At 65.5% G+C, this 23,839-nt stretch carries 27 protein-coding genes; 11 read left to right on the plus strand and 16 right to left on the minus strand.

Going from position 1 to position 23,839, the window contains the following annotated elements; all coding sequences use genetic code 11:
- The first annotated feature begins 45 nt into the window (after positions 1 to 45).
- Positions 46 to 297: a hypothetical protein gene (locus tag C2U58_RS01820; protein ID WP_102944297.1), complete on the plus strand. Its 252-nt coding sequence runs from the start codon at positions 46 to 48 to the stop codon at positions 295 to 297.
- On the opposite strand, the gene C2U58_RS01825 is transcribed toward C2U58_RS01820, so the two are convergent.
- The 3 genes from C2U58_RS01825 to C2U58_RS01835 form a co-directional block, all read right to left on the minus strand.
- Complete coding sequence (locus C2U58_RS01825) at positions 292 to 846, minus strand: demethoxyubiquinone hydroxylase family protein (protein ID WP_102944298.1); 555 nt, start codon at positions 844 to 846, stop codon at positions 292 to 294. The genes C2U58_RS01820 and C2U58_RS01825 overlap by 6 nt on opposite strands.
- 66 nt (positions 847 to 912) lie before the next feature.
- Positions 913 to 2,178, minus strand: coding sequence for a HipA domain-containing protein (locus C2U58_RS01830; protein WP_172448046.1), 1,266 nt, complete (start codon positions 2,176 to 2,178; stop codon positions 913 to 915).
- A 14-nt stretch (positions 2,179 to 2,192) separates the two neighbouring features.
- Positions 2,193 to 2,477: a helix-turn-helix transcriptional regulator gene (locus C2U58_RS01835; RefSeq protein WP_172448047.1), complete on the minus strand. Its 285-nt coding sequence runs from the start codon at positions 2,475 to 2,477 to the stop codon at positions 2,193 to 2,195.
- 458 nt (positions 2,478 to 2,935) lie between these two features.
- Here C2U58_RS01835 and C2U58_RS01840 point away from each other — a divergent pair, with 458 nt between their 5' ends.
- Positions 2,936 to 3,508 (plus strand): Ax21 family protein, encoded by a 573-nt coding sequence (locus C2U58_RS01840; protein ID WP_172448050.1) that lies wholly within the window; start codon positions 2,936 to 2,938, stop codon positions 3,506 to 3,508.
- 443 nt (positions 3,509 to 3,951) lie between these two features.
- On the opposite strand, the gene C2U58_RS01845 is transcribed toward C2U58_RS01840, so the two are convergent.
- The 5 genes from C2U58_RS01845 to C2U58_RS01865 all read right to left on the minus strand — a co-directional run bounded on the left by C2U58_RS01845 (position 3,952) and on the right by C2U58_RS01865 (position 7,077).
- Entirely contained in the window at positions 3,952 to 4,977 is a 1,026-nt protein-coding gene (locus tag C2U58_RS01845; RefSeq protein ID WP_102944302.1) for an NAD(P)H-dependent glycerol-3-phosphate dehydrogenase, read from the minus strand.
- A 20-nt stretch (positions 4,978 to 4,997) separates the two neighbouring features.
- Entirely contained in the window at positions 4,998 to 5,516 is a 519-nt protein-coding gene (gene secB / locus C2U58_RS01850; RefSeq protein WP_070208285.1) for a protein-export chaperone SecB, read from the minus strand.
- Positions 5,517 to 5,621: 105 nt separating this feature from the next.
- Positions 5,622 to 6,059, minus strand: a complete 438-nt coding sequence (locus C2U58_RS01855) for a rhodanese-like domain-containing protein (protein WP_102944303.1) — start codon at positions 6,057 to 6,059, stop codon at positions 5,622 to 5,624.
- Between the two features lie 79 nt (positions 6,060 to 6,138).
- Entirely contained in the window at positions 6,139 to 6,576 is a 438-nt protein-coding gene (locus tag C2U58_RS01860) for a hypothetical protein (RefSeq protein ID WP_102944304.1), read from the minus strand.
- A gap of 30 nt (positions 6,577 to 6,606) precedes the next feature.
- The gene (locus C2U58_RS01865) at positions 6,607 to 7,077 is read right to left on the minus strand and encodes a YiiD C-terminal domain-containing protein (RefSeq protein WP_102944305.1); all 471 of its coding nucleotides are present in this window, start codon (positions 7,075 to 7,077) and stop codon (positions 6,607 to 6,609) included.
- A gap of 43 nt (positions 7,078 to 7,120) precedes the next feature.
- Between C2U58_RS01865 and C2U58_RS01870 the strand changes: the two genes are divergently transcribed.
- The 3 genes from C2U58_RS01870 to C2U58_RS01880 all read left to right on the plus strand — a co-directional run bounded on the left by C2U58_RS01870 (position 7,121) and on the right by C2U58_RS01880 (position 10,294).
- On the plus strand, positions 7,121 to 7,897 hold the full coding sequence (locus tag C2U58_RS01870) for a uroporphyrinogen-III synthase (RefSeq protein ID WP_102944306.1): 777 nt from the start codon (positions 7,121 to 7,123) through the stop codon (positions 7,895 to 7,897).
- 108 nt (positions 7,898 to 8,005) lie between these two features.
- Positions 8,006 to 8,977, plus strand: coding sequence for a uroporphyrinogen-III C-methyltransferase (locus C2U58_RS01875; RefSeq protein WP_102944307.1), 972 nt, complete (start codon positions 8,006 to 8,008; stop codon positions 8,975 to 8,977).
- 3 nt (positions 8,978 to 8,980) lie between these two features.
- Positions 8,981 to 10,294, plus strand: coding sequence for a heme biosynthesis HemY N-terminal domain-containing protein (locus C2U58_RS01880; protein WP_102944308.1), 1,314 nt, complete (start codon positions 8,981 to 8,983; stop codon positions 10,292 to 10,294).
- A gap of 89 nt (positions 10,295 to 10,383) precedes the next feature.
- Here C2U58_RS01880 and C2U58_RS01885 read toward each other — a convergent pair whose 3' ends face one another.
- Positions 10,384 to 11,679 (minus strand): acetyl-CoA C-acetyltransferase, encoded by a 1,296-nt coding sequence (locus C2U58_RS01885; protein ID WP_102944309.1) that lies wholly within the window; start codon positions 11,677 to 11,679, stop codon positions 10,384 to 10,386.
- Between the two features lie 92 nt (positions 11,680 to 11,771).
- Between C2U58_RS01885 and C2U58_RS01890 the strand changes: the two genes are divergently transcribed.
- Positions 11,772 to 12,659, plus strand: coding sequence for a hypothetical protein (locus C2U58_RS01890; RefSeq protein WP_102944310.1), 888 nt, complete (start codon positions 11,772 to 11,774; stop codon positions 12,657 to 12,659).
- A gap of 84 nt (positions 12,660 to 12,743) precedes the next feature.
- Here the strand turns inward: C2U58_RS01890 and C2U58_RS01895 are convergent, their stop codons facing one another.
- From C2U58_RS01895 to C2U58_RS01910, 4 genes are all read right to left on the minus strand, one after another.
- Positions 12,744 to 13,382 carry a superoxide dismutase family protein gene (locus C2U58_RS01895; RefSeq protein WP_102944320.1) on the minus strand — a complete coding sequence of 213 codons (639 nt, stop codon included), beginning with the start codon at positions 13,380 to 13,382 and terminating at the stop codon, positions 12,744 to 12,746.
- A gap of 53 nt (positions 13,383 to 13,435) precedes the next feature.
- A complete protein-coding gene (locus C2U58_RS01900) occupies positions 13,436 to 14,005 on the minus strand; it encodes a superoxide dismutase family protein (RefSeq protein WP_102944311.1) in 570 nt (189 codons plus the stop codon).
- A 93-nt stretch (positions 14,006 to 14,098) separates the two neighbouring features.
- Positions 14,099 to 15,541, minus strand: a complete 1,443-nt coding sequence (gene ntrC, locus C2U58_RS01905; protein ID WP_102944312.1) for a nitrogen regulation protein NR(I) — start codon at positions 15,539 to 15,541, stop codon at positions 14,099 to 14,101.
- Positions 15,531 to 16,592, minus strand: coding sequence for an ATP-binding protein (locus C2U58_RS01910; RefSeq protein ID WP_102944313.1), 1,062 nt, complete (start codon positions 16,590 to 16,592; stop codon positions 15,531 to 15,533). Before C2U58_RS01910 ends, ntrC begins: the two co-directional genes overlap by 11 nt.
- A 385-nt stretch (positions 16,593 to 16,977) precedes the next feature.
- Between C2U58_RS01910 and C2U58_RS01915 the strand changes: the two genes are divergently transcribed.
- Positions 16,978 to 18,804: an ATP-binding protein gene (locus C2U58_RS01915; protein WP_065195982.1), complete on the plus strand. Its 1,827-nt coding sequence runs from the start codon at positions 16,978 to 16,980 to the stop codon at positions 18,802 to 18,804.
- Positions 18,805 to 18,968: 164 nt separating this feature from the next.
- On the opposite strand, the gene chrA is transcribed toward C2U58_RS01915, so the two are convergent.
- The 3 genes from chrA to arsH are packed head-to-tail and all read right to left on the minus strand — an operon-like array spanning position 18,969 to position 21,382.
- Entirely contained in the window at positions 18,969 to 20,171 is a 1,203-nt protein-coding gene (chrA, locus tag C2U58_RS01920; RefSeq protein ID WP_102944314.1) for a chromate efflux transporter, read from the minus strand.
- A gap of 54 nt (positions 20,172 to 20,225) precedes the next feature.
- Positions 20,226 to 20,645 carry an arsenate reductase (glutaredoxin) gene (arsC, locus tag C2U58_RS01925; protein ID WP_099472786.1) on the minus strand — a complete coding sequence of 140 codons (420 nt, stop codon included), beginning with the start codon at positions 20,643 to 20,645 and terminating at the stop codon, positions 20,226 to 20,228.
- The gene (gene arsH, locus C2U58_RS01930; protein ID WP_099472787.1) at positions 20,642 to 21,382 is read right to left on the minus strand and encodes an arsenical resistance protein ArsH; all 741 of its coding nucleotides are present in this window, start codon (positions 21,380 to 21,382) and stop codon (positions 20,642 to 20,644) included. The genes arsC and arsH overlap by 4 nt, the downstream gene beginning before the upstream one ends.
- A gap of 40 nt (positions 21,383 to 21,422) precedes the next feature.
- Here arsH and C2U58_RS01935 point away from each other — a divergent pair, with 40 nt between their 5' ends.
- The 4 genes from C2U58_RS01935 to C2U58_RS01950 form a co-directional block, all read left to right on the plus strand.
- Positions 21,423 to 21,737 carry a metalloregulator ArsR/SmtB family transcription factor gene (locus C2U58_RS01935; protein ID WP_099472789.1) on the plus strand — a complete coding sequence of 105 codons (315 nt, stop codon included), beginning with the start codon at positions 21,423 to 21,425 and terminating at the stop codon, positions 21,735 to 21,737.
- A 23-nt stretch (positions 21,738 to 21,760) separates the two neighbouring features.
- A complete protein-coding gene (locus tag C2U58_RS01940; RefSeq protein WP_102944315.1) occupies positions 21,761 to 22,252 on the plus strand; it encodes an arsenate reductase ArsC in 492 nt (163 codons plus the stop codon).
- Between the two features lie 20 nt (positions 22,253 to 22,272).
- Positions 22,273 to 23,331: an ACR3 family arsenite efflux transporter gene (gene arsB, locus C2U58_RS01945; RefSeq protein WP_102944316.1), complete on the plus strand. Its 1,059-nt coding sequence runs from the start codon at positions 22,273 to 22,275 to the stop codon at positions 23,329 to 23,331.
- A gap of 3 nt (positions 23,332 to 23,334) precedes the next feature.
- Positions 23,335 to 23,839, plus strand: a 505-nt coding sequence (locus C2U58_RS01950) for an FAD-dependent oxidoreductase (RefSeq protein ID WP_172448048.1), incomplete at its 3' end; no start/stop codon positions are given.

Genomic DNA, 23,839 nt, shown 5'->3' on the forward strand with positions numbered 1-23,839 from the left:
GGCTGGCCGGTGTTTCCGGCCAGCAACCTTGAGGAGACTGCGGCAATGAACTCTACTTACGTTCCCATCGATTGCGAATTCCACGACGTGCTTGAGGCAACGGCGACCACTGGCCGCCGTGTTGCGATTGAGTACCTGGACACTTCCGGCCAGCTGCAGACCGTGCAGGCGCGCATCAGCGACCTGCAGGCGCACAACGGTGAGGAACACATGCTGCTGGATGACGGCAGCCGGATCCGGCTGGACGCCATCGTGAGTGTTGATGGCGTTGCGATGCCATCCAGTTGCGGCTTATAGCCGCATGCCCATCCAGATGACGGCTTCCGTGGAGTTCGTCACGATGGGATCAAGCAGCCTTGCCCAGAAAGAGCGAGTCTGGCCATGGGCCAGTGACTGGTCATGATGCTGCTGCTCTTCTGCAACGATGGATGCGATGGCGATGACAGCGTCAGGGTCGTTGCCGCGCAGTACCTCAAGCTGATGCTCCAGGTGGCGCAGCACCACGCTCTCGACGGCTGTAGTAGTTGCTGAAATCGCCGCGCTGCCGAACAGGCCGGTGACGAGGCCTAGGACCAGCCCGCCTGCTCCGCACAGGTGATAGCTTCGACAGCGCGGGCGACCACGTCGCTCCAGCTCAGCGCGGAAGATCGCGCGGTGCCGCTGTTCGTGCGAACGAAACTCGCAAAGCTCGGCCACCATATGAGGCGCAGTCACCCGTGCCAGGAGGATCTGCCCGGTGTAGATGTTTACCGCACCATGCTCACCCGCGTGGTTGACCTTGATGATGCGGTTGCCGAGATCGGTGGCTGGGGGCTTTTCGGTGGCGTCCTGATGCGTCCAGTCCATTCCTTGGTTCTCTGACTTATCGGCACCATCTTCGGCGCACTCGTGGTGGTACGTACAGTACTCTGATTACAGCAATCTCTCGACGTCTCTCATGCCGATATCACCGGCCCTGCGGAAAGCCGTAGCAACGGCGTCGCAATCTGCAGTGGAGACCTGCAGTTCTTCGAACACGGCGCGCCAGGTACGAACAACTCCCACGATGAGCTCGATCAGTGAAGCCGCGCGGGGTTGGGTGAGTCCGAAGTCGCCGCAACCTGCAAGGGCATTGCCGAGTGTTGCTCTGCGACCTTGGGGCCCTACCCCCAAGTGAAGGTTACGCTCGGTACCAGCCTGTGGCTTGGGCACAACGTCATAAAGCGGACTGAGGTTCCAGGCGCCGTCATCGTGTACGAACGCGTGGTTTCGCAGGTGATCGTCGTCGTTGGTCACCAGAATGTTGAATACCATGCGGGAGAACAGTTCCTCTCGCTGTGCAGTCACCCGTCCGTCGGCCGCCCATTGCTCGATCGTGCGCACGATCTGTGCGTAACTTGAGTCGGGCGAGTCATGTTCGGTCAGTCCCAGCATGGTCAACGCACTGACGGTATGCCGCCGGCTCATTCCGCCACCCGCAGGGACGCGGTCAAAACGCTCGATGAGCATCACCTGCCGACCGTCAGCCAAGGTCTGAAGGTTCGTAGCCGGTGTCGAGAGACCTGCACGCCGCGCCAGTTCCAGTGTGGCTCGCTCGACGCTGGGTACGTTGAAGCGATCCCTGATGGACGGAAACTTTGCGATCCACTCGCGTCCACCGTCAACGACAGTGGCCTTTGGGCGCGCACCGCCGAGCGACGGCGCGCCCATGAAGTAATGCTCCAGGTGCCTCGGAACCGGCAGCCCCTCTTCCACACGTCCTGCAGCGTCGACCAGGTACTGCAGATCGATTGCCGATGGCAGGCCGCCGTCATGGGGTTCGCTGTCCAGCGCCGACCGCACGTCCAGCGCACCGACCCGGTTGCTGCCCGCTTCCAGCATGTACCGCGATTCGGGCAAGCCGTTGGCGGGCGCGCCCAGCCGGTTCTCGATCACCCGACGGCCCCAGTCGTCCGGTGTGGCGTCCCGCAGCGCGCCGAACATGGCCAAGCCGTTTATCGGAACCTGCAGGTCCGCCGCTTGATCCAACGGCAGTGAAACCGGATCAACGGCGATCGCTCCAGGATTTCGCCGGAGGGGATAGCGCCTGCCGTAGGCGAACTGCGATGCCCGCAGATCGATCCCCTGTTCGGTCAACGTCAGGAGCCCGGCCGGCACAGCATCCGTTTCACCGGGAAGGTGCACAAAGACATAGGGCATGGGTTGGGCTCGGGTCAGAAGTCCAGATCGGAAGGGTCGTGGCGAACCGGATGCTTGGTCTGGGTCCGCTCCAGGATCGCGTCCGAGACGGGGTCCTGAAGCTGATCGAGTTTGTGCAGCAGGCCAAGCCGGTCCATGACTGCCAGCCATGTACCCAGCGAGATGCTGACGTTGCCCTTCTCCAGGCGATTCATGGTGGCTGGGCTTATCCGGGCACGCTCCGCCAGGCTCTCCTGCGACCATCCGCGCGCCTTGCGGGCGTTCTTCACCAGCCCTGCAAGATGCTTTGCAGAGTTCATGGTGGTAGACGTCGCGTAGTCGGCGGAGCTCCGGCGCATATCAGTCATAAATGATAGGAATTGCGGTAAATCCTATCATCTATGACAGATCTCTCACCTTCACATCTTCCCATGGAAGATGGCGGCTCCAACATCTCCAGCCGCGGGCAATCTGGGATGTCGAGTCTGCCATATCCATCATAAAAGATAGAAAATGCGACATTTCCTATCATTAATGATGACTTCTGAGATAAGTCGGCACTGGCACGGCGAGAAGTTACCGACGGGCGAACCTCGCTGACCCGCCATCACCAGCTAGTTCCCTGAACGCGCACCTTATTCATGTACCGGTCAGTTCAATATTCAGGGTCGATTAGGTCGGCTAACGGATAATTTACACCTGTCGACCGCCCTTCTCTCTCCCCTCCCCCAGAGCGGGCGGCCGGCAAAACCAAAATAAAAAAGGTGTGTTCCCGATGATGAAGTCTTCCCTGCTTGCCCTGGGCCTGGTCGCTGCACTGCCGTTCGCTGCTTCGGCCGCCGATGGCCTGTCTTACAACTACGTTGAAGGCGGCTACGTGAACACTGACGCCAAGGGTGGCGACGCTGATGGTTGGGCCGCGAAGGGCTCGGTTGCCATTGCGCCGAACTTCCACGTCTTTGGCGATTACAACTCGCAGGAAACCAAGCGCGGCAACGCCGATGTTGACCAGTGGCGCGTGGGCGTCGGCTACAACTACGGCATCGCGCCGACCACCGACCTGGTGGCTCGCGTCGCGTACCAGAAGTTCGACCCGAAGCACGGCCTGGACTTCAACGGCTATGCCACCGAAGTCGGCGTGCGCACTGCGTTCACCCCGATGATCGAAGGCTACGCGCTGGCCGGCTACGAAGATTTCAGCAAGAAGCACGGCATCAACCCGGACGGCGAGTTCTACGGCCGTGTCGGCGCCCAGGCCAAGTTCAACCAGAACTGGGGCCTGAGCGGCGAAGTGAAGCTGGCCAAGGCCGGCGACCGCGAGTGGTTCGTGGGCCCGCGCTTCACCTGGTAATGCAACAGAACAACGGTACGTTGTTGGATGGCGTGTGACCTCTCTCCCACGCGTCATGAAGCCCGGCCCTCCGCCGGGCTTCGCTTTTTTGGGAAGGCGGTTTTGGTGCTACGAGCAGCCGGGCAGAGCCCGGCTCTACCGGCTGGGGTTCGAAGCGGCTAGGTGGCGCTCGGCTCTTCGCTTGGCCAGATGCTTGCGGACATCTTCCAAGGATGTGGCTTGGGTTGGTTCAGCCTCGAGCGCGCGCGCCGCTGGAAGCACGCAATCGCGCAACCAAGCTTCGATTGCCTGGTCATGTGTTGATTGTTGGCGGTTCGAGAAGTCATTCATTGCGCCACATTGTGCGTGGTCAGCCAGCGCGCGGCATTGCAAGTAGTTGCACCGAGATCGGGTTGTGATTGCGCTTCAAAAAAAAACCCGGCTTTCGCCGGGTTTTTCTTTGCTCACTTGAACAGCGTATCCGGATACTCCGGCTTCTGCTCTCGCGCCAGCAGCGCGCGCAGGCCTTCTTCCGGGGTCTGTTCGCCGTGCAGTACGGCGCGGACCCGGTCCGAGATCGGCAGGTCGATGCCGTGGCGGCGGGCCTGGCGCATGACTTCGTCGGCGGTCTGCACCGATTCCACCACCTGGCCAATCTCACGTACGGCGTCCTGCAGGCTCTGGCCACGTCCCAGCGCGAGGCCGAGACGACGGTTGCGCGAGAGGTCGCCGGTGCAGGTCAGCACCAGATCGCCCAGGCCAGCCAGGCCCATCAGGGTTTCTGGCTTGGCGCCAATCGCGGCCGCCAGGCGCAGCATTTCATTCAACCCGCGGGTGATCAGGCCGGCACGGGCGTTGAGGCCCAGCTGCATGCCATCGGCCACGCCGGTCGCCACGGCCAGCACGTTCTTCATGGCGCCACCGAGCTCGGCACCGACCATGTCGTCGCCGGTGTAGGCGCGGAAGGCGGGGCCGTGCATGGCTTCGGCCACCTGCTGGGCGAACTCGGCGTCATCACCGTGCACGGTGATGGCGGTCGGCAGGCCCTGGGTGACTTCCTTGGCGAACGACGGGCCGGTTACTACCGCCAGCGGCACGTCCGGTCCGAGGACCTCGCGCGCGACTTCGTGCAGGAAACGGCCGGAGCCGGGCTCGAAGCCCTTGGTCGCCCACGCCACGCCGGCGTTGGCCGGACGCAGCGGCGCCAGCGCGCGCACGGTTTCACCGAAGGCGTGCGAGGGCACCACCACCAGGATCCACGTGGCGCCTTCGACGGCCGCAGCCAGGTCGGTGGTGGCACGCAGCGATTCCGGCAGGGGAATGCCCGGCAGGTAACGGGTGTTCTCGTGGCGCTGGTCGATGGCGTCCACCATCGCCGCGTCGCGCCCCCACAGCACGGTCTGTTTCCCGTGCCGCGCCAGCAGGCTCGCCAGGGCGGTGCCCCAGGAGCCTGCGCCGAGAACGGCGATCTTGTCTGCGGTGTCGTTCATCGGTACCACTGCAGCGCCGATCAGGCGTTGCCGGCCGGCTCGGAATCGGCGAGCGAGGTTTCGCCCTGTTCCTGGCGCTGGCGCAGGGTTTCGGCGTACAGGCCTTCAAAGTTGATCGGCTGCAGGAAGAACGGCGGGAAGCCGCCAGCCTGGATCAGCTCGCTCACCAGCGAACGCACGTACGGGAACAGGATGTTCGGGCACTGGGTGCCGAGCAGCACGTCGATGGACTGCGGGTCCAGGCCGACCAGGCCGAACACGCCAGCCTGCTGCACTTCGGCCACATAGGCGGTCTTGTCGCCGGCCTTGCAGGTCAGGGTCACGGCCAGCACCACTTCGAAGGCGCTCTCACCCAGGCGCTGCACGCGCTGGTTGAGGTTGAGCTGCAGCTCCGGCTGGACGGCTTCGTTGAACACGCCCGGGGCGTTCGGCGACTCGAAGGAAACGTCCTTGACGTAGATCTTCTCGACGGTGAACGCGGGGCCGGTGGCGGCGTCGGCCGGCGCGACAGCGCCGTTGGTGATGGTGTCTTCGGACATTTCCTGATGCTCCAAAAAATAAATGCAGTAGTAATGGATTGTTACATGCCCTGCGATGGGGGCGTGTGCGGGCGCGCACAAGGCGTGCCGGCCAAATCCGTCAAATTAGTTGCGGCCCTTGACCAGCGGCAGCTCGGCCTGCTGCCAGGCAGGCAGGCCGCCATCGAGCACGTGGACCTGCTCGAAACCGGCTTTCTTCAGCGCCTTGGCGGCGGTTTCCGAGGCGGTACCGGTGCGGCACACCAGCACCACCGGCTTCTGCTTCGCGTTGACCACCAGCTTGTGCTCCGGCCCGAACTGGGCAGGCTGCACGTTGCGGCTGCCGGCAATGTGGCCCTTTTCGAAATCGGTGCCCGCAGACAGGTCGACCACGACCGCGCCGCCGGCATTCATCAGCTGGGTCAGTTCAGCCGGTTTGATCGACTTGTAGCCGCGCATGAGGCGACGCACCTCGGTGACGAGGATGGCTACGGTCAGGCCCACGAAGGCCATCGACAACATCGGGTTTCGGCCGGCAAAGGCCAGCAGCTCTTCGTAATTCACTCAGATCACGGGTCGATAAGCGGGCGCCGATTGTCGCACATGCGGGCGAACCGGCGCCCTGCGGGGCCCCGACAGGGGCTCAGCGGTCCTGCCAGAGGTCCGGAAGGCCGTTGGCCTGCAGCCAGCGCTTGTCCTCGGCGTCCCAGCGCCAGATCTCGCGGACCCGGGCGGTGCGCTCGGACTGGGTATTGAGGTTGATGACCCGGACTTCGGCGTTGCGGCCGATGGTGCCGTCCGGCAGCGGGACGTTCTCGCCGGCACGATAGCTGGAGATCTTCACCTGTTCGAAGCGGCTAAGCTCCAGGTCGGTGAGCGGGTGCTCCTTGGCCTTTTCCGGGTCCAGGTAGGGCAGCGCGTCTTCCACGGTGCCCCAGCGCATGGTGGAGTCGTACTTGATCTGGGTCTCTTCCAGCTGCTTGCGCTGGCCCTTGGTGATCTTCTTCGGGTCGGCGGCCAGCACGGACATGCTGGTCAGCGACAGCAGGCTCAACAGCAGGATCTGGAAGGTACGACGCATGCGAATTCCCCAATCGGCAAGGCGCCCATCCTACCGCCTTGCGAAGGCAACGAAACGTCCGCTCAGTTCAGCTGCCGGTTTTCCGGCTTCGCCGGGCTGGCGGGCCACCACCTCGATGCGGGCCTTGCCGCGCTGGGCGAAGGTGGCCAGGAACGCCTCCCAGTCGGCCTCGTCGGCGGCCTGGGCCTGGGCTGTCAGGTCCTCGTAGACCGGGGCCAGATAGCGCACGTGGCTGTCGGCCACGTACACATCGGCGTCGAACCCGGCCAGGCGCAGGCGCAGGGTGACCAGCGCCCAGCCGCTCAGGGTGAGGGCCGAGGACAGGCTGCCGCCGAAGGCGTTGCCCTTGTCGTTGACGTTGGCGGCCAGCGGCGCGCGCAGGGAGAGCACGCCTTCTGAATAGCCATCCACGCGGATCTGCATGGCCGCGACCGGCGGCATGCGCTCCAGGACCTGCTGCAGGGCGGCCAGGTGCGCGGTGGGGGAATCGGATTCGGACATCGGTACGGCGACGTTACGGCGAAGGCCTCGCATAATGCCCGCAATGAAGCGCCCCGCACATGTGCCGGAATGGACCCTGCTCTCGCTGCGCCCGCGCGGCCAGCACGCGGCGCTGCGCCGCGCTGCGGCACCGCTGGGCGCGCAGGTGCTGGGGCTGTCGCCCTGGGCCCTGGTGGCGCAGCGCGATGACGCCACCCGTGCCGCGTTGGCCCAGGCGCTGGGCGCCGACCGGGTCGTGTTCAGCAGCCCGGCCGCCGTGCACGCGGCGGCGCGGCTGGTGCCGCTGGATGCGCCGCACCCCGGCACCTGGCTTGCGGTGGGCGCAGGCACTGCTGCGGCGCTGCGCGCGCACGGCGCTACCGATGTACAGGCACCGCAGCGGATGGACAGCGAGGGCCTACTCGACCTGCCTGCCCTGGTCCAGCTGCAGGGCCTGCGCGCGGTGCTGGTGACCGCCCCGGGCGGGCGCGGGATCATCGCGCAGACCCTGCAGGACCGTGGCGCCCAGCTGCAGCGGGTGGACGTCTACCGCCGTCAGCCGCTGCGCCTGCCACCCCGCCAGTTGCAGCGCCTGCGTCGCCAACCCTGCCCGTGGGTGCTGGCGCTCAGCAGTGCCGAAGCCTTGGGCCTGTTGCTGGAGCAGCTTCCGGAAGACCTGCTGGCGCGCCTGCGCAGCCAGCAGGTAGTGGCCGCCAGCCCACGCCTGGCGGCGCTCGCGCAGGAGGCCGGCTTCGCCCGGGTGCGCCTGGCCGACGGCCCGGTGCCGGCCCAGCTGGCGGCCGCCGCACACGCTGCGATCACCACCGGCGCAGATTGCTGAACAGGGGTCGGTTCCGGCCTTGCAGGTCCCTTGGGCGGCGAGCGATGCTGTACGCCTGAGCGCCCGCCAGCTCGTGAATGCACCGGCGCGGGCGACAAGGAAGACTGCATGAACGAAGACGCTCCGCCCCCGACCCATTCACCACTGCGCTGGATCCTGCCGATTGCCGCAGCAGCGGTAATCGTGGGCGGCGCCGCCTGGGGCTGGACCCAGTGGCAGGCCCAGCAGGCGCGCAGCGCCCAGCGCGAGGCCGAGGCCAACGTGCTGGTGCAAGGCCTGGCCGGCAGCGTGGAGGCCCTGCGCCGCGACCAGCGTTCCACCTCGCAGCGGGTCCAGGACGCCGCCGCCACCAACCGCGTGCTGCGCGATGAAATGCTGGGCCTGAGCCAGCGCAACGCGCTGCTGGAAGAAAACCTGGCGCGGCTGGCCGACAGCACCCGCCACAACGCGCAGACGCTGCAGCTGGAGGAGGCCGAGCTGCTGCTCAGCCAGGCCGGCCAGCGGCTGGCCTTCGCCGACGACGTGGACGGCGCACGCCGCCTGTACGCATTGGCATCGGCCGCGCTGGACGAAGTGCAGGGCACGGAATTCCTCAACCTGCGCCAGGCGCTGATGCAGGAGCGCAATGCAGTGGATGCGCTGGGCCCGGGCCCGCGCGCGGAGATCAACCAGCGCCTGACCCGCTTCGCGCAGGCCGTGGGCGCGCTGCCCGAAGAGATCGTGCCGGCCGCCGGCAGCGCAACCGCGCCGTGGTGGCACCAGGTGCTGGCACCGTTCGTGACCATTACACCCACCGCCGCGCAGGGCCCACTCACCGGTGCAGAACGCGCTGCCGCGTGGGACTCGCTGCAGCTGGAACTTACCCTGGCCCGCGCGGCGGTGGAACGCGGCAATCAGTCGGAATTTGAACAGTCGCTGGACCGCGTGGCGCTGTGGATGCCGCGCCTGTGGCCGGATTCACCCGGCCTGCGCGAGCGACGTGTTGAACTGCAGCAGTTGCGCGCCCAAGTGCTACGCCCGCCGCTGCCCGAACTGGGCAGCACCCTGCAGCAACTGCGCTCCATGCGCGATGGGAGTTGATAGATGAAGCCGATTTATTCCGTGGTGGTGCTGCTTCTGGCCGTGGTGCTGGGCGTGGTGGCCGCGCAATGGCTGGGTACCGAATCGCTGCGCCAGTACGGCGAGGTGATCTACCGCGCCGGCGGCAATGACTACCGCTCCACCGTGCCGCAGGTGGCACTGATGGCGCTGGTGGCCCTGCTGGTGCTGTGGCTGCTGTGGAGCCTGGTGGCCTCGCCGTTCCGGGCGTGGGGCCGCTACCGTCGCAAGCAGGGCCGCGCACGCCTGATCGAAGGCCTGCAGGCGCATGAGTACGGCCACTGGCAGCGCGCTGAAAAACTGCTGGCTACTGCTGCCGAAGACGACGAAGTGACTGCGGTGGCGTACACCACGGCGGTGCGCAGTGCAGAAGCACGCGGTGACCAGGCGGCGGTGGACCAGTACCTGCAGCGCCTGTCCACCTCCGATGCCACGGCCTACGCGCTGATGCAGGCCGAACGCCTGCTGCGGCAGGAACGCCCGGTGGATGCGATCAACGCGCTGGACGCCCCGGGCATCCAGCCGCTGCCGCCGCGCGGCTTGTGGCTGCGCACCGAAGCGTTGGCGCGTGCGGATCGCGCGCATGAGGCCTATGGCCAGCTCGGCGCGCTGCGCAAGCAGAAGGTGCTGCCGGACGATGCGGTTTCGGAACTGGAAGTGCGCCTGGCCGCGCAGTCGCTGCTGGAAGCGGGCGACGTGAATGCGCTGGCCGCGCAGTGGGAAGCGACCCCGAAGGCGCTGCGCAGCGACCCGGACGTGGTCTCCGCCTACGCCCTGCGCGCCGTGGCGCTGGACTGGGACGAACCGGCCCTGCTCAACCTCGAGCAGGCGCTGGATTCGCGCTGGGACGAATCGCTGGTGACCCTGTACGGGCAGATGCCGGTGGAGAAACTGGCGACGCGCCAGGCCAACCTGCAGCGCTGGTTGGGCCAGCAGCCGTCGAGCCCAGCGTTGCTGCTGGCGCTGGGCCGCATTGCAGTACGCCAGGGCGACCACGTTCAAGCCGAGGATTACCTGCACCGCGCGATCGCCGCCGGTGCCGGCCCGGATGCGTGGGAAGCGCTAGGTGAGGTGTTTACCGCGCGCGGTGAGCCGGCGTTGGCCGCACAGTGTTATGGCAATGCGTTGCGCCAGCAGCGTGGCGAGGAACGCGTGGTGTTGGTTCGGACGACGGCGCCGTTGGCGACGGTGGTCCCGGAGCGCGCAACCGTTGAAGAGCAGTCGTTGATGAGCGAACCGGCGCCAGTACTGGACCATCCGGTCGACCGCGACGCATTCGGAAACCCACGAATCCCGTAACCGGTGGTGCCGGCCACCGGCCGGCCCCCCGCACACTCAAAAAAAATGGCCACCCTCCAGTGGCCATTTTCATTTCAAATTCGTTTGACTCAACGCTCGACGATCGCCACCACGCCCATACCGCCGGCGGTGCAGATCGACACCAGCGCGCGACCACCGCCGCGTTCGGCCAGCTGCTTGGCAGCCGTGGCAATCACACGCGCACCGGTAGCCGCAAACGGGTGGCCGGTGGCCAGCGACGAACCCACCAGGTTGATCTTGGCCGGGTCGATCCTGCCCAGCGGCGCGTCCAGGCCCAGGCGGTTGCGGCAGTAGTCCTCGCTTTCCCACGCACGCAGCGTGCACAGCACCTGGGCGGCGAACGCTTCGTGGATTTCGTAGATGTCGAAATCCTGCAGGGTCAGGCCGTTGCGCTTGAGCATTTCCGGCACAGCGACAGTCGGCGCCATCAGCAGGCCTTCGCCATGCACGAAGTCCACCGCCGCGACCTGCGAATCACGCAGGTAGGCCAGCGGCTCGTGGCCGTGCGCACGCGCCCATTCCTCGCTGGCCAGCAGCACCGCCGAGGCGCCGTCGGTGAGCGGGGTGGAGTTGGCGGCGGTCAGCGTGCCACGGCCGGAAACCTTGTCGAACGCCGGCTTCAGCGTGGCCAGCTTCTCCAGCGAGGTGTCCGGGCGCAGGATGTTGTCGCGCTCCACGCCGCGGAACGGGGCGATCAGGTCGTTGAAGAAGCCGCGCTCATAGGCGGCGGCCAGCTTCTTGTGCGAGGACACCGCCCACTCGTCCTGCGAGTCGCGCGAGATGTTCCATTCCTTGGCCATGTCTTCGCAATGGTCACCCATGCTCTTGCCGGTGCGCGGCTCGGCCACGCCCGGGAATTCCGGCTTGAGCTCGGAAAGCTTGAAGCCGCTCAGGATCGCCTTGATCTTGTCGCCGGTGGTCTTGGCGCGGTTGGCGGCCAGCAGGCGCGCACGCAGCTTCTTGCCGTACACGATCGGCACGTCGGAGGTGGTGTCCGAGCCGCCGCCGATGCCCGATTCGATCTGGCCCAGCGCGATCTTGTTGGCCACGTTGATGATGGTGTCCAGCGAGGTACCGCAGGCGCGCTGCATGGTGATGCCCGGGGTGAGCGGGGACAGGCCCGACGACAGCGTGGCTTCGCGGCCCAGGTTCCAGTCGCTGGAATGCTTGATCACCGCGCCCATGGCCACTTCGCCCAGCTGCTGGCCGTGCAGGCCGAAGCGTTCGACCAGTGCACCCAGCGTGCGCACCGACATGCCCAGGTTGCCAACATCCGAATAGGCGGTGTTCTGGCGGCAGAACGGGATACGGACGCCACCAAGGATGGCGACGGGACGAGCGTTGGGCATGGAGATACCTGGCATGGGAAGGGTGTCTGCAACATGGCCTGCACGAAGGAGCAGGCATAATGGGGGCAAGTGTAGCTGCCGCCCTGTGATGGGCCAACTGTGATCCCATGAGCAAACCCGACCCCGGCATGAATGCCCTTGGCGTACTGGCATTGGAACTGGCCGGAGGAGACGCCCCACGCAACGCCGCCCTGGGCTCTGAACAGGCCGGTGAACTGGCCGACCGCGTTGGCCGCGACCTGGCCAAGCTGGTTCCCGGCGTAAGCGGGCTGGACTTCGTGTTCGCCGGCGCCCATTTCGACCCGGCCGAGGTGCTGCGGCCGGGCTGGCCGATCCACCGCCGCCTGGAAGAGCTGCAGATGCGTGCGCCCGGCCGCAATGAAGGCCCGCGCCTGCTGGCGTTCGGGGCTGGCGCCGACGGTGAAGTGCCGCTGCCGTTCCAGGCCGATGCCAGCCTTACCGGCGGCGGCCTGCGGGTGGTGCCGTTCCTGCTGACCGGCACCGAAGTGGCCCAGACCTCCGCCGTGGCGGGCGCGCTGGAAGACGTGCTGCTGGCCCAGGGCATGGCCCAGGCCGACACTGCGCTGCTGGCGCAGAACGCGTTTGGCGCGCAGATCGAGCACGCGCGCTATTTCACGGTGAACGACCTGGCCGCAATGATGTCGATGCAGTACGACAACCAGGGCCTGGCCGCGCTGTGGCCGCTGATCGAAACGGCGCTGATGGCCCCACAGTCGGAACAATGGCTGGATGAATCGCCAGAACCGCTGCTTCGATACGCTGACGGCGAAGTGCGTATGGCACTGTTCGACCCGGCGGGTTGGTGCGCGTTCTACAACCACGACAAGGGCAACTGCGAGCGCCTGCAGGGCATTTATGACCAGTACCTGATGCGCCAGCGTCAGATGGCCGCGGTGCTGGAAGCCCACGGGCTGCCGGTCCTCTTCGTGCATTGCGAAGCCGGGCAGGACGCGCGGGCATTGTTGACACGATAAAAAAAACGCCGGCAATGCCGGCGTTTTTCGTTTGCATCAACCACCCGGTAGAGCCACGCCCTGCGTGGCTGAACCGCCGATCGATTACGGCGCGGCCTTGATCACCGCACACGCCAGACGCGCACCGGCATTACCGGTCGGCTGGGTCTTGTAATCGTCCGGGTCGGCATGGACGATCAGGCCACGGCCGATGATGTCGAAGTCATTGCCTTCGCCAATGTTGACGTTGGTGGAGACGTCGGCATCGACCACGGCACTACCCTGCGCGTCCGCCTTGATGTTCGGAATGTCGCCACCGTGGTGCGGGGTGGTGGCCACGTTGCCGTGGTCTTCCTTGGACGGGTTGAAGTGGCCGCCGGCGCTGTCGCCGTTCGGCGCGCTGCAGTCGCCCTTCTCATGGATGTGGAAGCCGTGCTCGCTGTTCGGCTTCAGGCCGCTGATGTCGCCCTTCACGTGGACCTTGCCGTCAACGACGCTGAAGGTGACGTTGCCCTTGACGTTGTTGCCCTGGGTCGGCGCCAGTTCGGCCATCGCGGTGTGATTGGCGTGCGCTTCGCTGGTCATCGCCGGCGGTGCGTCCTTGGCAGCAGCGGCCGCATCGGCGGCCGGTGCGGTGTCGGTGGCCGGGGTCGGTTCCGGGGTGGTGGTCTCGGCCGGCTTGTTGCAGGCGGTCAGGCCCACGGCGGCAACGGCGGCGAACAACGCGGTATGGATCAGACGCATGTGGATCTCCTTGCGGGTAACGAACGGAAAAGCGACGTAGCCAGGCAACGCGCTCAGCGCGTAGCCCGGATCACGCCGCAGGCAATACGGGCGCCGGCATTGCCGGCGGGCTGGCTGCGGTAATCGTCGGCGTTGGCATGTACGACCAGCGCGCGGCCGACGATATCGGTGGCGGCACCGCCACCGAGGGTCACCGCGGGCAGGCGCACGTCGACGCTCACCCTACCCTGCGCATCAGCACGCAGGTTGTCCATGTCGCCGGCGTGATGCGCACCGGCGCTGTTGCGGCCATGCGGCTGGTTGGCCGGATTGAAATGCGGACCCGCGCTGCTGGCGTCGACGGCACTGCAGTCGCCCCGCTCGTGCACGTGGAACGCGGCCGTCTGCAGCGGCTGCAACCCACCGATGGTGCCGGTGATATGCACGCCACGCGCGTCCGGCACCAGCACCAGGCGACCACTGACGATGCTGGCCGACGCCGGTGCCAGGTTGGCTTCAGCCTGCTTGGCCACGCTCACGACCGGCACCACCGGCGCCGGCGCGGTGCGCTGCTCGGGCGCGGTACGGCAGGCGGCAAGCGCGAGCAGTGACGGCAACAACAGGGCGAGTTGGGAACGACGCATCGGATAACTCCTTGATAGGCAAACTAACGTCTGGCTCGTCCACGCATCATGAAAGACGCCGCGACGCGGCGCTTACATCGCATGAACAGGCATTCAGCTACCGCGCCGTCGACCGGCGCCGAGCTTGCGGGTGAGCGTGTTGCGGCCCATGCCCAGACGCGCGGCGGCTTCGGCTCGACGCCCGTGGGTGATCTGCAGGGCGGCTTCCAGCAACGCCTGGTCCACCCGCTCGCGCACCTGCGCGTGCAGTCCTTCGGCACCTTCGGCCAGGCGCTGCCGGGCCCAGGCCGAGAGCAGGCTTTCCCATTGGCCGGGGTCGCCGTGCGCGCGGCTGCGCGGCGCCTGGCCGCGATGCAGCGCACTGTCCACGTCGGCCACGCCGATGGTGTCGGACGCGGCCAGCGCCGCCATGCGCCAGCACACGTTTTCCAGCTCGCGCACGTTGCCCGGCCAGTCATGCTCGCGCAGCGCCTGCAGGGCGGCAGCGGTGAGGCGCTTGGGCGGCGTGTCCAGCTTGTGCGCGGCGGCGGCCAGGAAGGTATCGGCCAGCTGCACGATGTCTTCGCGGCGCTCGCGCAGTGGCGGCAGGCGCAGCCGCACCACATCGAGCCGATGCAGCAGGTCGGCGCGGAACCGCCCCTGCGCCACCAGCGACTCCAGGTCCTGGTGGGTGGCGGCGATGACCCGCACATCCACCCGGATCAGTTCGCGGCCGCCGACGCGGAAGAACTCGCCCTCGGCCAGCACGCGCAGCAGGCGGGTCTGGAGCGGCAACGGCATGTCGCCGATTTCGTCCAGGAACAGCGTGCCGCCATCGGCCTGCTCGAACCGCCCGACGTGGCGGCGCTGCGCCCCGGTGAACGCACCGGCCTCGTGGCCGAACAGTTCGCTTTCCAGCAGTTCGGAAGGAATGGCGGCGGTGTTGAGCGCCACGAACGGGCCCTGCGCACGCGGCGACTCGTGATGCAGCGCGTGCGCCACCAGTTCCTTGCCGGTGCCGGTTTCGCCGTTGATCAGCACCGACAGCGGCGCCTGCGCCAGCCGACCGATGGCGCGGAACAGGGCACGCATGGCCGGGGTGTCGCCGACCAGCTGCGGGCGCTGGTCGGGGGTGGCTTCCACGGCGGGGGCGCTGCGTTCGGCCACGGCGATGTCCGGCGCCGGCAGCACGCGCTGGGCCAGCGCCACCGCGTCGTCCAGATCGAACGGCTTGGACAGGAATTCCTGCGCACCGCCGCGGAACGCGCCGGCAGTGCTGGCCACGTCGGTATAGGCCGACATCACGATCACCGGCAGCTGCGGATGCGCGGCCTTGAGCTTGTCCAGCAGCACCAGGCCGTCGTCGCCGGGCATGCGCACGTCGGTGAACAGCAGGTCCGGCGGCGGCTGGCTGGCCAGCATCTCCAGCGCGGCGGCGGCGCCGTCGAATCCTTCCACCGCGTACCCGGCATCGCGCAGGGCGGTGCTCAGGACGAAGCGCACGGCACGGTCGTCGTCGACGACCCAGACGCGCTGGGCCTGGCTGTCAGCCGCCATGCGCGGTCTCCTCGTTTGCGGGAGTGCCCTGCCCGATCGGCAGCTGCACGGTGAATACGGTATGGCCCGGGCGCGAACGGTAGGTCAGCGTGCCCCGGTGTTCGCGTGCGACCTGCTGGGCCAGCGCCAGGCCGAGTCCGGTGCCTTCGGCACGGCCACTGACCAGCGGCAGGAACAGGTGTTCGGCCAGCGCTTCGGGTACGCCACGGCCGTCGTCGGCGATCTCGAGCCGCAGCGCCATGGCCTGAAGCTGGTCGCCGATGCGGACACCGTGTTCCACCCGGGTGCGCAACGTGACGGTTCCGGCACCGGCCTGGATCGCATTGCGCACCAGGTTCCACACCGCCTGGGTGAGGCGATCGGCGTCGCCGTCGAATTCGGGAATGCTGGGGTCGTAGTCGCGCTGCAGCCGGACCGCCCAGCCGCCTTCGCTTTCGGCCAGGCGCAGCACGCGCTCCAGCGAGGCGTGGATGTTGAGCGGCGCATGCGGCGCGGCCGGGGCCGGCGACAGCAGCTGTTCGAGCAGCCCGTTCAGGCGTTCGATCTCCGAGCCGATCAGCTCGATCAGTTCGCGCTCTTCGGGGTCGCGCTGGGTGCTGCGCCGGGCCAGCAGCTGGGCCGCGCCCTTCAGGCCGGCCAGCGGGTTGCGCAGCTCGTGGGCCAGGCCCTTGAGCGCGGCGCTGAGCGCGCTGGGCAGGGCCTGGGTAGGGTCCAGCCCGGGGAATTCGTCCACCGGGTGCGCTTCCAGCAGCCAGCCGTCGTCGTCGTGGCGGCTGACCCAGCCTTCGGCGAATCGCGGCGCCTCGCCCGGCAGCGCCAGAGCCAGTCGGTGCAGGCGCAGGGTGTCGCGTTCGCCACGTGCGAGGAAGTGGGCCAGGGCTTCGCCCTGCACCTCCAGCGAGGCCAGCGGCTGGCCCAGCAGGCGGCGGACGCTTACGCCCAGCCAGCGGGCGAACGCGGGATTGCAGCCGGTGACGCGGCCTTCGGCATCGGCCCAGGCCACCGGGGTGCCAAGGACATCAAGGGACGGGGACGGTGCTGCAGCGGTCATTGCACCAATGTAGTGCAAAACGGGGGGCAGGTGCTTGGGGCCGCGTGCCGCTGATGATGGACGCTTTGGCAAAGTCAGTGCTGTAGGCACCAACTATGGCGAATCGCGTGAGTACGAACTATGCCGAACTGTAGTTTCAGGGCAGGTTCCCAGATTCGACAGTTCAGGGAACTGCGGAACCAGATGAGAGCGTACGCCTGTTTGGCCAGCCAGGAACGCATTCGTGAGAATGAAGCGTTACGAGTAGCGGGCCATCTTAGGTGCCGAAGGCTAGCGCCCTTGCTCTGGCCCTCAGATTGCCTCGGTTGCCGCTTCCGCAGCCTCGAGGCACTATCCAGTGGCGGCCGGCTTGGCTGCATGGAAGGCGCTCAGGGGGAGCGAAGATATGCGCTTGGAAGCAATCAGCATTACCAACTTTCGTTGCTATGGGGATGAGATCCGGGTCGAACTGGACGATTTGACTACTTTTGTCGGCCGGAACGACATCGGCAAGTCAGCGATTCTGGAAGCGCTGGAAATATTCTTCAACGCAGACGTGGTGGCCATGGAGCAGGGAGATGCTCATGTTCACAGCGTAGACAAGACCGTTTCGATCACGTGTGAGTTCTCGGAGCTTCCGCCAACACTGACGTTAGACGCGGGGGCAGATACCACGTTGGCTGATGAGTATCTTTTGACCTTGGACGGCCGGCTGAAAATTCGTAAAACCTACGACTGCACCAGCAAGAAGCCATCCGCGGAAGTGCTGGTGCTTGCGTTTCACCCCACTGCGGCCAATTACGACAACCTGCTGGAATTGAAGGAGAAGGAGCTCCAGAAGAGGGTGAAAGATCTTGGCTTGGCGGTTGCATTGAAGGGCAACCCTGGCATGCGCCGCGCACTTTGGGCGGCCGCTGGCGACCTCAAGCTTCAAGAGGTCGCGATCGCGGTCGGCAAGTCCAAGGAGGACGTCAAACGTATCTGGGACCAGATTGAGCCTCACTTGCCGATGTTCGCTCTCTTCCAAAGTGATCGGAGCAGTCGGGACTCGGACAGCGAGGTCCAAAGCCCGATGAAGGCAGCCGTCGCTGCTGCCATTGCAGAGGTCCAAGATGACATTGCTCGAATCCAAACAAAGGTTCGCGAGAAGGCCGAAGAGATTGCGAAGAACACGCACAGAGCTTTGACCACGATCGATCCCAACCTTGCCAGCGAACTTACACCAGAGTTCAGCCCTCCCACCGCCGCCAAGTGGCAGGGACTGTTTTCGCTCGGCTTGAGCACCGACGATGGCATACCGTTGAATAAGCGAGGCAGCGGCGTCAGGCGGCTTGTGCTGGTGAGCTTCTTCAAAGCCGAAGCGGAGCGACGGCTCAAAACCAGCACCAAGCGCAGCATCATCTACGCGATCGAGGAGCCAGAGACTGCTCAGCACCCCAGCAACCAACGGATTCTCATCGACTCCTTCAAGGTGTTGTCAGAAGACCCCGGCTGTCAGGTCATATTGACCACTCACAGTCCCGGATTTGCCTCGGCGCTACCCCAGCAGAGCATTCGTTACATCTCTCGCCACTCCGACACGAAAAAGCCGCAGGTTGAGTCGGGGGTCGACGTGTTCGGTAAGGTGGCTGAAGCATTGGGCGTAACGCCTGACAGCCGGGTCCAGGTACTAGTGTGCGTCGAAGGTCCAACCGATGTACTAGCCTTGAAAGCCCTTTCCAAAGCGCTCCACGAGGTCGACTCCAACCTGCCAAATCTTTCATCCGATGAGCGACTGGCATTTGTTGTCCTGGGCGGTGGAACGCTGGAGCACTGGGTCAATCACCACTACCTGCGGGGCCTAGGCAAGCAGGAGGTGCACATCTACGACGGCGATGTCCCGGCATATGCCCTAAGCGCGCAGCAGGTCAATGACCGTGGGGACGGGTCATGGGCTGTCGTCACAACCAAGCATGAGATTGAGAGCTACTTGCACAAGGACGCAATTGCGCTCGCGTTCGGATTTGAGATTGAAGTCACTGATCACCCCATGGCGGGCAAAGCTGTTCCAAAGGTCTTCGGGGAGGCTTTTGTCGCCCACGCCGGCGTAGGCAGTCCGCTTAAAGACTCCAACGCCAAGAGAAAGTTGGCTCAGCATGCGTTCCCTTGCATGACAGCAGCCATGTTGGAAGAGCGTGATCCCGATGGCGAAGTTCGTGGTTGGATGCGTCGGCTAGGCGAGATGTTGGCTTAAATGCCCCTTTGGGTCGGAAACTGGCCTTCGTTACCACCGGTAAGAGTCCGTAGATCCAGCATTGGACATCTGCTCCCCAAGCCTAAGCTTTGGGCAAATGCCCCCTTCCGGCCACAAGCGGACCAGGTTGCGCTGCCGAAACGCTCCTGACCGTCCTGGCGGCGCTATTCCGTCACCGCCCAACCCGCTACGGCAGTCAGCAACACGACCAGGACCGGCGGAGCACGCGCAACGACCAGTAGCCCAAACGCAGCCAGTGCCATCGCGACATCCCACCGGTCATGGATCGCGCTTGTCCACACCGGGTCATACAACGCCGCCAGCAGGATGCCGACCACCCCGGCATTGACGCCTGCAATCGAAGCTTGGAGATCCTTGCGGTGGCGCAGGGACTCCCAGAACGGCAGCACCCCCACGAGCACAAGAAGGGCTGGCAGGAAAATGACCACCAACAGCGCAAGGCCGCCTGCCCAGCCACCCAGCGGCCCCTCGGCCATAGCCCCCAGATACGCTGCAAAGGAGAAGAGAGGGCCCGGCATTGCCTGCGCCGCACCGTAGCCGGCCAGGAGATCCGCCGTGCTCACGGTGCCGCTCTGGACGACCGCGGTCTGCAGCAGCGGCAGCACGACATGGCCGCCGCCGAAGACCAAGGCGCCAGCGCGGTACACACCCTCCATCAGCGCGGCCAAGGGGGAGCCGCTAGCCACCGCCCACAAGGGCAGCAGAACAAGCGGCAGGACCAGTAGCACTAGTGCCACCGCGCCGGTTCTTCGCGAGACGGAATAGCCGCAGTCTGATTGGCCGGACGCCGGTTCGATATTCAGTATCCAGCGACCGAGCAGTCCGCTGGCGATGATCACCACGATCTGGCCGGCGATCGAGGGCATGGACAAGGTCAACACAGCCGCAAAGACCGCCATCGCTGCCCGTAAACGATCCGGGCACAGGGATCTGGCCATTCCCCATACTGCTTGGGCCACCACAGCAACTGCCACGATCTTCAGGCCATGCAGCCAGCCGGATTCAATGATGGCCTGGTATTTGGCAACGCCCGAAGCGAAGAGGATCATCAGCACGGCCGACGGCAGCGTAAAGCCGGCCCAAGCGGCCAACAGGCCAGGCCAGCCGGCGCGACGCAAGCCCAGCGCCATGCCTACCTGGCTGCTGGCCGGGCCTGGCAGTAACTGACACAGGGCCACCAGATCGGAGTAGCTACAGTCCGTCAGCCAACGGCGGCGTTCGACGAACTCGAGACGGAAGTAGCTCAGGTGGGCGATTGGACCGCCAAACGACGTCAGCCCCAGTCGCAGGAACACCAGGAAGACGCGCCATGCGCTGTCGCTTGTCGTGGGATTCAGCGCCGACATGGGGCATGACCTCCTGTGGTTCTCAGCGGTGGCAAGCCAAGCCTGGCAATGGGATCACGGCGTCGAGCTTCCCGGGTGCCCGGTCACCAACTCTCCATCTTCCTTTCGGAACGGTCCGGGCAGCGGCGGCAGGATCTCCAGTACCACTTCCGAAGGCCGACACAGACGAGTACCCCTATCGGTCTGTACGAAAGGACGATTGATGAGTATCGGGTGCGCCAGCATCGCATCAAGCAGCGCTTCCTCGCTCAGTGCTGCGTCGCCTAGCCCGAGTTCGTCATACGGCGTTCCCTTCTGCCGGATGGCATCGCGCACGCTCAATCCCGCCGCCGCAATGAGATCGACCAGGCGCGCACGGCTGGGTGGGTTGGCCAGGTAGTCGATCACTTCCGGCTCGATCCCGGCAAAGCGGATCAGCGCTAGGGCATTGCGCGAGGTGCCGCACTTTGGGTTGTGATAGATGACAGCGTTCACGCACTTTCCTTCTGGTTCAAAACGGTCTCCACCACGCCTGCGGCAGCGGCCAGCGCCGCTGCCTCGACGGCCCCCTTGCGCTCGCTGTAGCGGTCCACCAGGTAGTCACTACGCCCGCGCACCAGCAGGGTGAACTTGACCAGTTCCTCCATCACGTCCACCACGCGATCGTAGTACGCCGAAGGCTTCATTCGACCGTCGTCATCGAACTCCTGCCAGGCTTTGGCCACCGAGGACTGGTTGGGAATTGTCACCATCCGCATCCACCGGCCGAGCACGCGCAGCGCGTTGACCACGTTGAACGACTGGGAACCGCCGCAGACCTGCATCACGGCCAACGTACGGCCCTGGGTGGGGCGAACGCTGCCCTCTTCGAGCGGCAGCCAGTCGATCTGGTTCTTGAATACCGCCGTAAGGGTGCCGTGGCGTTCCGGGCTGACCCACACATGTCCTTCCGACCACAGCGAGGCCTGGCGCAGCTCCTGCACCTTTGGGTGGCTGGCTGGCACCGAGTCAAGCATCGGCAGCTCATGTGGATCGAACAGGCGGGCTTCCGCCCCAAGCTGCTCCAGCAGCCGCTGCGCCTCCAGCGCCAGCTTGCGACTGAACGACTGCGGCCGCAGCGACCCGTACAGGATCAGGATGCGTGGCCGGTGTGGCTGCGCGGCCGGATCATTGAGCTTGGCGGCCGTGGGAATGTCCATGGCACCCGGGACCACGTTGGGGATCTGCTGCACGGGGGTTGTCCTGTCATTTCGCTTCCATTATTCTAGAATCATGGAACATAAGAACGCAACCCACGCCTTGGCAGCCCTGGGTCATGCCACCCGCCTGTCGATCTTCCGTCTTCTGGTTCAGGCGGGCAGCGCCGGCAAGCTGGCCGGCGACATTGCCCAAGCCCTCTCTTTGCCTGGCGCCACGCTCTCCTTCCACCTGAAGGAACTGCTGGCTGCGGGACTGATCAGCGCCGAGCAACGTGGCCGGACCATCTGCTACCGGGCCGAGTTCGTGGCGATGAACGCGCTGGTGGCCTACCTCACCGAAAACTGCTGTGCCGACGAACAGGCCTGTGAACGCCCCGCAGGCTGCTGACCCCTTACCCAGAGATCGCCAAAATGACCCGTCGTGTTCTGTTCCTTTGTACCGGCAATTCCGCGCGCAGCGTGTTGGCCGAATCAACCCTGAAAAAGTGGGGCGAAGGCCGCTATCAGTCCTTCAGTGCAGGCAGCCAGCCAGCCGGTCGGGTCAATCCGTTCGCCATTGCCCAATTGCAGCGCGAGGGCTTCCCGGTGGAGGGCCTGCGCAGCAAGTCCTGGGACGAATTTGCTGAAGCGGATGCTGCTGCCATGGATCTTATCGTCACCGTGTGCGACAGCGCGGCCGCCGAGGCGTGCCCGGTTGTGTTTGGCGATTTCGTGCGCGTGCACTGGGGCCTGTTCGACCCGGCCGGTGTGGAAGGCTCGGATGCACAGAAGGCTGAAGCGTTCGACAGGGCGCATCAGATCATCAAAGCCCGCCTGAAGGCTTTCCTGGAGATTCCTGACGGGACATGGGATGACCGTGAAGCCCTCCAGGCCCAGCTTGAACCGATTGCGCAGATCAACTGACCATCCTCCCGGAAGCCCCCATGACCACTGACACCTCCCGCCTGTCGTTTCTGGACCGGTACCTGACGCTGTGGATCTTCGCCGCCATGGCGCTCGGCGTCGGCCTGGGCGCGATGCTCGAAGGCGTGCCCAGCGCGTTGAACAGCCTTTCCGTAGGGTCGACCAACATCCCAATCGCCATTGGCCTGATCCTGATGATGTACCCGCCGCTGGCCAAGGTGAAGTACGAGGAACTGCCCACCGTCTTTGCCGACAAGCGCGTGCTGATGCTCTCGCTGCTGCAGAACTGGATCGTGGGCCCGTTCCTGATGTTCGGCCTGGCGGTGCTGTTCCTGCGCGACTACCCCGAGTACATGACCGGCCTGATCCTGATCGGCCTGGCGCGCTGCATCGCCATGGTGCTGGTGTGGAACCAGCTCGCCCGCGGCGACGGCCAGTACGTGGCCGGCCTGGTGGCATTCAACTCGATCTTCCAGATTGCGCTGTTCAGCGTCTACGCGTGGTTCTTTCTTTCGTGGTTGCCGCCGGTGTTCGGACTGCAGGGCAGCGTCATCGATGTCAGCGTCTGGACCATCGCAGAGGCGGTTCTGATCTACCTGGGCATCCCGTTCCTGGCCGGTTTCCTCACCAGTCGATGGCTGAAGGCGCGCAAGAGCGTGCAGTGGTATGAAGAGAAGTTCCTGCCTGCCATCAGCCCGATAACGCTCGCCGCACTACTGTTCACCATCGTGGCGATGTTCAGCCTGAAAGGCGGTGACGTACTGCGGATTCCCATGGACGCGGTGCGCATCGCGATCCCGCTGACGTTGTACTTCATCATCCAGTTCGTCATCAGCTTCTTCATGGGCAAGCTGATCGCCAAGGATTATCCACGCACCACTGCGATCGCGTTCACCGCGGCAGGCAACAACTTCGAACTGGCCATCGCGGTAGCCATCGCGGCCTTCGGCCTGGCCTCGCCGGTCGCCTTCGCCGCCGTCATCGGCCCGCTGGTGGAAGTGCCGGTACTGATCCTGCTGGTCCATGTCGCCCTGCGGCTGGGCAAGCGCTACTTTCCTGCCGACGCACGGAGCCGCTGAGCCATGAGCATCACCCGACACATTCCATTGCTGATCCTTGGTTCCGGCCCGGCCGGCTGGACCGCCGCCGTCTACGCCGCCCGCGCCAACCTGAAGCCGGTCGTCATCACCGGCCTGCAGCAGGGTGGCCAGCTGATGACCACCACCGAGGTGGACAACTGGCCGGGCGACGCCCATGGCCTGATGGGCCCGGACCTGATGGCGCGCATGCAGGCTCACGCCGAGCGCTTCGAGACCGAAGTCATCTTCGACCACATCCACACGGCCGACCTGTCCCAGCGCCCGTTCCGGCTGATCGGCGACAGTCACGAATACACCTGTGACGCCCTGATCATCGCTACCGGCGCCACCGCCAAGTACCTGGGCATCCCGACCGAAGAGGCGTTCAAGGGCCGCGGCGTGTCCGCCTGCGCCACCTGCGACGGGTTCTTCTACCGTGACCAGGATGTGGTCGTAGTCGGCGGTGGCAACACTGCGGTGGAAGAGGCCCTGTACCTGTCCAACATCG

This window comes from Stenotrophomonas sp. VV52, from assembly GCF_002893095.1.
GTDB lineage: Bacteria > Pseudomonadota > Gammaproteobacteria > Xanthomonadales > Xanthomonadaceae > Stenotrophomonas > Stenotrophomonas aracearum.